Consider the following 8,829-nt stretch of genomic DNA (forward strand, 5'->3'; position numbering starts at 1 on the left):
GGACCGGCGGCTCGCACCGGACCGGCCACCCGGCTCCCAGGCCTCCGCCTCGCAGACCCCCCGCCTCGTAGGCCCCGGGCTCCCCGGTCCCCGGCCGGGGCTCAGCCTGCCGTGTGGACCACCTCGCCGCCGACCACGCCGAGGTCGACCCGGGTGTCCAGGATCGCCTTCGGGTCCAGTCCGAACAGGTCCTGGGAGAGCAGCACCAGGTCGCCGAGCTTGCCCGGGGTGATCGAACCGAGCCGGTCGTCGAGGAAGTTGGCGTACGCGCTGCCCAGGGTGTAGCCGCGCAGGGCGGTGGCCAGCGGGACGGTCTCCTCCGGCCTCCACGCCTCGCCGCCTGCCAGGCCCTGGCGGGTGACGGCGGTGTAGAGGCCGATCAGCGGGTCCATCTCGGCGACGTTCCAGTCGCTGGAGAACGCCAGGACCGCCCCGGCCTGCTGCAGGCTGCGCATCGGCCAGGCCTTGGACCAGCGCTGCTCGCCGACGGCCTCCGCCCAGTCGCGGCCGGGCCCGGCGATGTCGGGCGAGCAGTGCCGGGGCTGCATGCAGGCGACCACCCCGAGCTCCGCGAAGCGGGGGACGTCGGCCGGGTCGAGGCACTCGACGTGGACGACCTGGTGCCGGGCGTCGCGCGGGCCGTTGACCCGGCGGGCGTGCTCGACCGCGTCCAGCACGGTGCGGATGCCCCGGTCGCCGGTGGCGTGCACGAAGGTCTGGAAGCCGGCCGCGTCCAGCCGGGCCAGCGTCTCGGCGAACTCCTGCGGCGGGTAGAAGGTCTCGCCGCGGTGGCTGTGGTGCCCGGCGTACGGTTCCAGCAGGGCCGCGGTGTGCGGTTCGACCACGTCGTCGATGTACAGCTTGAGCGGCCCGACCCGGAACCGGTCGCCGTGGTGGCGCCGGGCCGCGGCCGCGAACTCGGCGAGGTCCGCGTCGGTGGTGCCGCGCGGGTGGAACAGCGCGGCGACCAGCCGCGAGCGCAGCCGGCCCTCGGCGATGGCCCGCTCGAACAGGGCCAGGTCGTCCAGCGAGTTCTGCGGCTCGACGACGGTGGTGATGCCGTAGCGGGCGGCCTGGTCGAGGCTGGCGCACAGCCGCCCGTACTGGCGGTCCGGGTCGGCCCACGGGACGCCGGCGGCGCGCAGGGCCCGGTGGCCGTCGCGGGACAGGCCGCGGACCGCGAAGTCGGTGAGGAAGCCGGTCGGCTCGCCGGTGACCGGGTCCTTCTGCACGGTGCCGAAGGCGAGGTCGGTGGTGTCGGCGGTGATGCCGAGGCGGCGCAGGGCGGCCGTGTTCAGCCAGGCGGTGTGGACGTCGTAGCTGAGGACGAAGGCGGGCCGGTCACCGGTGTACGGGTCGAGGTCGGCGGCGGTGGGCATCCGGCCGCCGGGGATCGCGGAGTAGTCGAAGGCCTCGGCCTCGACCCAGTCCGCACCGGGGTTGCGGTCCAGCCAGTCGGCGATCCGTCGGCCGATCTCGGCCGGGTCGGCGGCGCCGGCCAGTTGCACGCAGGCGGCGTCGGAGCCGAGCCGGACGTGGTTGTGGCTGTCGACGAAGCCGGGCAGCAGCAGCCGGCCGCGGGCGTCGACCACCTCGGTTCCGGGGCCGGCCAGCTCCCGCCAGCCGTCGCCGTCGCCGACCCAGGCGATCCGGCCGTCCCGGACGGCGACGGCCTCGGCCCGGGGGCGCCGGTCGTCGACGGTGTGGACGTGGGCGTGGTGGACGATCAGGTCGGCGGGGCGGTTCACAGGTTCTCCGGAGCGGTGGCGGCGGTGGCGGCGGTGGTGGGGACAGCAGCGGGTGCGGCGGCCGCGGCGGACGGCGCAGCGGTCCGGTCGGACTGGTCGGCGGGCAGGCTGAGCACCCAGTGGGTGGCGCTGCGCGGGCGCAGGTAGAACGCCCAGTAGAGGGCGCCGACCAGCAGGACGGCGAGGGTGATCAGCAGGTCGCGGCGGGCCTGCTGGGTGAGCGCGTACGCCAGGACGGCGGTGGTCAGGACGGGGGCGAGCGGCCACAGCGGCATCCGCCAGGCGTCGGTGGTGCGGTGGCGGCCGCGGCGGGCGGCGAGCGCGGCCACGCCGAGCAGCAGGTAGATCACCGCGACCACGACGCCGGTGAAGCCGAGCAGCGCGTCGATCGGGACGGTGAGGGCGAGCACCGCGCCGGGGGCGCCGATGGCGAGGGTGGCCACCCACGGGGAGCCCCAGCGGGGGTGCAGGGTGCCGAGCGCCCGGTTGACGGGGTCGGGCCAGGTGCGGTCGCGGGCCGAGGCGTAGAGCACCCGGCCGTTCTGGATCACCATCACGATGACGGCGTTCAGGATGGCCGCGGCGATGCAGAGGCTGACGAAGGTGCCGACGGTGCTGCCCGCCCACGAGTCGACGATCGCGACCAGGTCGCCCGCGGCGAGCTGGTCCGGTGAGCTGACGCCCAGGCAGATCGCGACCACCGGGACGGTGATCACCACGACTCCGGCCAGCAGGGACCACAGCACCGTGCGGGCGACCGAGCGGCGTGGTTCGCGCAGGTCCTCGGAGAGGTAGATCGCGGTGCCGAAGCCGTTGTACGTGAAGATCGCCACGGCCAGCCCGGAGATCAGCAGTCCGGCGGTGAACGGGCTCGTGCCGCCGTGGCCGTCCGGGACCACGGCGTGGACCAGCGAGGAGGCCGGCTGGTGGATGTGGGTCAGGCCGAGCACGCTGACCACGCCGGCCGCGACCACTTCGAGGCCGAGGAAGACGCCGGTGATCAGGGCGTTGGACTTGATGTCCAGGACGCCGACGGCGATGGCGAGCACCATCACCGCGCCGCCCGCGACGGCCGGGTCGAGCGAGAGCACCGATCCGAGGTAGCTGGCGGTGCCGAGCGCGATGATCGGCGGGATGACCAGCAGCGAGACGATCGAGATCACGAACACCAGCCAGCCGGCCATCCGGCCGAGCACCTGGCCGACGATCGAGTACTCGCCGCCGGCGCTCGGCACCAGGGTGCCCAGCTCGGCGTAGCAGAGGCCGACGCCGAGCGAGAGCACCGCGGCGATCAGCAGGCTGATCACGGCACCGCTGCCCTGGGACTGCAGCAGCGGCGGGACGACGATGAACAGCGAGGAGGCGGGCGTGACGCACGACAGGGTCAGCAGGACCCCGCCGAACACGCCCAGGGATCGTGGCAGCGCCGCGACGGCGGGCTGCGCGCCGGTGGGCCGGGGGGAAGTCGTCATCGGGGACCGGACTCTCTGGGGGAAGGTGTCCGGCCATTGAAGGCGAGGCGAAAAGATTGCGTCAAGGGTTTCTTTGCATCATTTCGCCTGCCAAATTCCCGCCTTCCGGCAATTCATAAGCCCAGCGATATCAGCACCGACGAATCGCCTATTCAATGGGCAGATCGTAGGTGTAGGACTCCTTGACGATGTCCAGGTGCACCCAGGACTCGCAGCGCACCACCCCCGGCAGGCTCCGGACGGCCTCCAGGCCGGCCGACAGCGCCCGGCGGTCCGGGGCGTCCAGGCCGCACACCAGGTCGAACCGTCCGTAGCCGGTCGCCACGTAGTTCACCCCGGGCAGGCGGGCCGCCGCCCGGGCGACCGCCGCGACCGGCCCGTGCACGCCGAGGCCGACGCCGGCCGCCTCCCGCACACCCAGCGCGCGCGACTCCACCAGGCCGGTGACGTGCACCGCCCCGACCTCCAGCAGGCGCAGCACCCGGGCCCGGGTGGCCGGCTGCGAGAGCCCGACCTGCTCGGCCAGCGCGGCGAAGCTGGCCCGCCCGTCCGTCTGCAGCAGGCCGAGCAGCCGCCGGTCGGCCCGGTCCAGGGCGGGGATCCGGGCGGCCGCCGTACCGGGGAGGACCGGGGAGTAGGCGTCCCGGACCAGTTCGGCGCAGCGGAACACCTCCACGCCGCGCACCCCGGGCGCCGCCCGGAGCACCGCGAACTCCTCCTCCAGTGCGGCCTCGTCGGCGACCCGGACCTCGGCGACCACGGCGAGCCGGCCCGCGGTGCAGGAGACGAAGCTGGTCGCCCGGCGGGCCGCGGCCAGGGCGGCGGCCGGGCCGCCGGGGCCCGCGACGTCCAGCGACACGTGCGCGACCGCCTCGATCCCGGCGACGGCGGGCGGCACGATGCCGACGATCCGCACCGCACCGCGCTGCAGTAGGCGCTGCACCCGGGCCCGGGCCGCCTCCCGGGAGATGCCGAGCAGCTCGGACAGCCGCTGGTAGGTGACCCGCCCGTCGAGCTGCAGTTCGCGGACGACGGCGGAGTCGGTGGCGTCGGTGGTGTCGGGCACGGGGTCGCTCCCAGGGGGTGGTGCGGCGGGGCGCAGCCAGCCTAGGCCGCCGCCGCGCCCGGCCCGCGCACCGGCCGCACCGGCCCGGCATCCGGGCGCCGCACCGGCGCGGCTTCCGCGCGGGGCCCGGACGGTGATTCCCTCCCCCGTTGTGCGGCGTCGGAGAGCGGCCGTGACGGACTTTCGGGCGGTCCCCTGAAAGGCGGTCAATGTCGTTGACGGAATGCGCAGTTACCCGATGTCGACGGTATCCGGCCCTTGCGAGCCTGCCGACTCGTGCAACCGGGCGAATGCGAGGCATATGTGCCGGCTGGCCCCGCAGGTGCGGCACTATGCTCGGCGCCGTGGCCCCCCGGAGCGCGCCCCCGAATCCGCGCACGGCAGACAGGGAGTTCCTTGTGACGACCCGTTTCCTCCTCCGTCCCGGCCTGCGCTTCGCGGGCGGTCTCCTGGCCGCCGCGCTGGCGCTCGCCGGGTGCTCGTCGAGTTCGTCCGGGTCGTCCGGCGCCTCCGGTTCGGCCTCCGCGTCCGGCACGGCCTCGGGCACTGCCGGCGCCAGCGCAACTGCCAGTGCCAGCATCAGCGGCACCGTGACGGTGTTCGCGGCGGCCTCGCTGCAGGAGAGCTTCACCACGCTGGGCCAGAAGTTCGAGGCCGCACACCCCGGCACCAAGGTGGTGTTCAACTTCGCCGGCAGTGACGCGCTCGCCGCCAGCATCGTCAACGGCGCACCGGCCGACGTGTTCGCGGCGGCCAGTCCGGCGACCATGAAGACGGTCACCGACAAGGGCGACGCCGCCGGGCAGCCGCAGACCTTCGTCCGCAACCAGCTGGAGATCGCCACCGTTCCCGGCAACCCACACCACATCGCCTCCCTCCAGGACCTGGCCCAGCCGGGTCTGAAGGTGGTCCTGTGCGCCCAGGAGGTGCCCTGCGGCGCCGCCGCCCAGAAGGCGCTGGCCGCGGGCAACGTCCAGCTCACCCCGGTCAGCTACGAGCAGGACGTGAAGGCCGCCCTGACCAAGGTCGAGCTCCAGGAGGCGGACGCCTCGCTGGTGTACCGGACGGATGTCAAGTCGGCGGCGGGCAAGGTCGACGGGGTGAACTTCCCGGAGGCCTCCGCCGCGATCAACGACTACCCGATCGCCACCCTGACCCATGCCCCCAACAGCGCGGGCGCCCAGGCGTTCGTGGCACTGGTCCAGTCCCCGGAGGGGCAGCAGGTGCTCACGGACGCCGGTTTCCTGAGCGCGTAGCCGGAGGCCGGAGTGTCGGGGTGGCCCGGGAGAGGCCGGTTGCTAGCCTCAATTCGCCCGATTTTCTCCCTATTTGTACGCCCGCCGAGCCCGGTGGGCCCGTGCCCGGTGGGCCCGCTGGGACCCGTGGAACGTCTTCCACCACAAGCAGTCCGTGGTCGGCTGACCGGCGGTCCTCCCGACCGATCCTCCAACACGCCCCGTGATGACGGAGGGTGACCGTCCGTCATCGGAGCGCGTAGGATGCTTCGTGCGCGCGCGGTGGGAAGGGGAGACCGTTGGACACGGTGATCGTGCAGCTGCCCGACGCCCCGGCGGCCCGTGGCGGCCCGGGCCCGCAGCGGCCCCGGCTGCTGCGGATGGGGCCCGGTGAGAGCGCGGTCTTCGGCCGCGGCGCACCGGGCAGCCCGGCCGCCATCGAGCTGGCGGACCGCGGTGTCTCGCGCCGGGCCGGCGAGGTCACCGCCGCGGAGGACTACTGGCGGCTCTCCAACTTCAGCGGCTCCGCGACCTACGTGGTGGAGAACCTCGAGGGCGCGGGCGAGCACGTCAAGGTGGCGCCGGGCCGGCTGGGCGCGCCCGTACCGTTCGAGTTCTCCCGGGTGGTGCTGCCCGCGGTGGCCGGCCCGACGGCGTTCAAGGTGTTCGCGCCGCAGCACGCCTACCTGGACGGCGGTCCGCGGCCCGGCGCGGGCGAGCACACCGTCAGCCCGTTCGCCCTCGACCCCACCGCCAAGTACTTCCTGGTCCTGCTGGCGCTGTGCGAACCGCGGCTGCGCGAGGCCTCCGCCGCGGCCGTGCCCGGCGTCGGCGAGGTGCTGGAACGGCTGCGCGCCCTGCCCGCCTGCCGCACCCTGACCCGCTCGGCCGTCAACTACCACATCGACTACCTCGCCGAGGCCAAGCTCAGGCTGCGCGAGGAGGACGACCCCGAGCGCGCGGCGGCCGGGCGCACCGGCCGCAAGCGGGAGGAACTCGTCGCGCTGGCGCTGCGGTTCGACCTGGTCCGGGAGGACCACCTGGCCCTGCTCCCGCCGCGCCGCGGCGCCGGCTGACCCGCGCCATGGACGACGACGGCACCCCGCCCCTGGACGTCCCCGCCGGGTACCCGGTCGCCGACTGGCGGATCACCGAGCTGATCGGGTCCGGCGGCTGGGGCAGCGTGTACGCGGCCGAGGACCCGGCGGGCGGCACGGTCGCCGTGAAGTTCCTCCGTCCTGGCCTGCCCACCCCGGGCCGGCACCGGACGATGGCCGAACTGGTCCGCCGGGAGGACTACTTCAGCCGGCGGGCGGACCACCCCCAACTGATCCGGACGCTGGCCGCCGTCACCGTGCGCGACCCCGGTGATCCCCGGCTCGACGGCGCCCTGGCCCTGGTGATGGAACGCGCCGAGCGCAGCCTCCAGCAGCTGCTGGCCGACGGCGAGCCGGGGACGGCGGTGCCCGGCGCGGCCCGGATCCTGGCCGAGGTCGCCACCGGGCTGGCCCACATGCACGGCCGCGGCTGGGTGCACGGCGACCTCAAACCCGGCAACATCCTGCTGATGGCCGACGGCGGTGTCCGGCTGGCCGACTTCGGTCTGAGCGCGGAACTCGACGGCGGCACCCACGCCTACGCCCCGCCGCTCGGCTCACCGGACCACGTCCCGCCCGAGTGGTGGTCGCACCGGGCCGGCGCCCGCGGGGTGGAGCTGCGGCCGAGCGCCGACGTCTGGGCCTTCGGGGTGCTCGCCCACCAGGTGCTCACCGGCGGCCTCCACCCGTTCCTCGGCGCCACCGCCCGCGCCCGGTCGCTGGCCGCGCAGGCGTACGCGCGCGGCACCGCCCCGCTGCGCCTGGACGAGCGGCTGCCGGACGGCTGGCGGGCCGTGGTCGCCGACTGCCTGGCGGGCGATCCGGCGGTCCGCTCCCGGCTCGGGGCGGCCGAGTTGCTGACGCGGGTGCAGCAGGCCGGCGCACCGCCCCCGCCCGGGCGCACCGGGCGCGGGCGGCGCCGGGCGCTCGCGGTGGTCGCCGCGCTCGCGGTGTGCGGCACGGCGGCCGTGCTCGCGGCGCCGTCGGTGCTGCCGGCCGGTCCCTGGGAGACGGGCACCCAGGCGCCGCCGCCCACGGCGTCGTCGTCGGGCGGCCCGGCGGCACCGGCCGCACCGGCGGTGGCGACGGCGGCGACGGCGGCGACGCCGACGGTGGCCGGCGCGATCCCGGCCGGTTCGGACGTCCCCGCCGCGATCCGCGAGCCGATCGACCGGGCGGCCCGGCAGTGCCCCGAGCCGGAGGTGACCCCGGCGCTGCTGGCCGCGATGCTGAAGGCGGAGAGCGGCTTCGATCCCGACGCGGCCCGCCCCGAGTCCCAGGAGTACGGCATCGCGATGTGGACGCCCGTGGTGTTCAACGCCTGGGCGCAGGACGGCGACCACGACGGCCGCAAGGACTACATGTCGGCGCCCGACGCCATCATCACCATGGGCGGTTACGTCTGCTGGCTCGACCAGCAGCTCAAGCACCGGGGCTACACCCGGGACCTGCCGGCCCTGGTGGTCGCCGGGTACCGCACCAGCGACAAGACGGTGGCCGACACCGGGGGCGTCCCCGCGCGGGTGCGGCCGCACGTGGACACCGTGCTGCGGTACCTCGCCGAGTACGGCGGCTGAGGCCCCGGGCCCGCCGCGGGTCCCCCCGTACCCCGCCCGCCGTTCCGTGTCCGCCCGTCCGGCCACCCGCCGGACCGCCCGCCGGGCCCGGCTGCCGCCCAGGTGCGGCGGCCGGCGTCGGCGGGTGGCGTCGCACGGTGGGCGACGCGGGGTGGTCGACGCGGGGTCAGCAGTAGGGCAGGCCGGGCACCGGCTCGTCGTTGCCGCCGCCGGACAGGTAGATGACGTTCACCCAGACGCCCTTGTTGCCGCTGTCGTCGTCGGTCTTGGCGTACCAGAAGTTGTGGTACTGGCCGTCGGACATCTCGGTGCCCCTGGCCTGGCAGTAGAAGTAGTTGTCACCGGCGTAGAGCGTGCCGGCCCGGACGTTGCCCGCGAAGAAGCTCGGCGCGTTCTTCCACACGTGGCAGTTGTAGGTGCCGTTGCCGTTGGCGGTACACCCGCTCGCCGCGTCGGCCGCGGTCGCGGTCAGACCGAGCGTTCCGAGGCCGAGCACGGTCGCCGCGCCCGCCAGGGCCAGCCTGCGCACACCGGACATGGGGATCTCCTCATCGTGGTGGTGGTCAGCGGTGGCGGGGTCGCCCGTCTCACTGGGGACCCGACACAAAAAGAGAAAAACCGACCCACAATGACC

Annotated in this window: 7 protein-coding genes; 3 read left to right on the forward strand and 4 right to left on the reverse strand. The window is 74.8% G+C overall.

The window, feature by feature from the left end; all coding sequences use genetic code 11:
• Positions 1-101 precede the first annotated feature (101 nt).
• The 3 genes from AC2TEW_RS21160 to AC2TEW_RS21170 all read right to left on the reverse strand — a co-directional run bounded on the left by AC2TEW_RS21160 (position 102) and on the right by AC2TEW_RS21170 (position 4,286).
• A complete protein-coding gene (locus AC2TEW_RS21160; RefSeq protein WP_484624889.1) occupies positions 102-1,748 on the reverse strand; it encodes an amidohydrolase in 1,647 nt (548 codons plus the stop codon).
• Positions 1,745-3,220, reverse strand: a complete 1,476-nt coding sequence (locus AC2TEW_RS21165) for an APC family permease (protein ID WP_484624890.1) — start codon at positions 3,218-3,220, stop codon at positions 1,745-1,747. The genes AC2TEW_RS21160 and AC2TEW_RS21165 overlap by 4 nt, the downstream gene beginning before the upstream one ends.
• A 148-nt stretch (positions 3,221-3,368) precedes the next feature.
• Positions 3,369-4,286 (reverse strand): Lrp/AsnC family transcriptional regulator, encoded by a 918-nt coding sequence (locus AC2TEW_RS21170; RefSeq protein ID WP_484624891.1) that lies wholly within the window; start codon positions 4,284-4,286, stop codon positions 3,369-3,371.
• 398 nt (positions 4,287-4,684) lie between these two features.
• Here AC2TEW_RS21170 and modA point away from each other — a divergent pair, with 398 nt between their 5' ends.
• The 3 genes from modA (at position 4,685) to AC2TEW_RS21185 (ending at position 8,195) form a co-directional block, all read left to right on the forward strand.
• Positions 4,685-5,542, forward strand: a complete 858-nt coding sequence (gene modA / locus AC2TEW_RS21175; protein WP_484624892.1) for a molybdate ABC transporter substrate-binding protein — start codon at positions 4,685-4,687, stop codon at positions 5,540-5,542.
• A gap of 278 nt (positions 5,543-5,820) precedes the next feature.
• Positions 5,821-6,597 carry a serine/threonine protein kinase gene (locus tag AC2TEW_RS21180; RefSeq protein WP_484624893.1) on the forward strand — a complete coding sequence of 259 codons (777 nt, stop codon included), beginning with the start codon at positions 5,821-5,823 and terminating at the stop codon, positions 6,595-6,597.
• An 8-nt stretch (positions 6,598-6,605) separates the two neighbouring features.
• Complete coding sequence (locus tag AC2TEW_RS21185; RefSeq protein WP_484624894.1) at positions 6,606-8,195, forward strand: serine/threonine-protein kinase; 1,590 nt, start codon at positions 6,606-6,608, stop codon at positions 8,193-8,195.
• Between the two features lie 166 nt (positions 8,196-8,361).
• Here AC2TEW_RS21185 and AC2TEW_RS21190 read toward each other — a convergent pair whose 3' ends face one another.
• Entirely contained in the window at positions 8,362-8,733 is a 372-nt protein-coding gene (locus tag AC2TEW_RS21190) for a hypothetical protein (RefSeq protein WP_484624895.1), read from the reverse strand.
• Positions 8,734-8,829 lie beyond the last annotated feature (96 nt).

The organism is Kitasatospora sp. NEAU-CNBT7 (genome assembly GCF_057220535.1).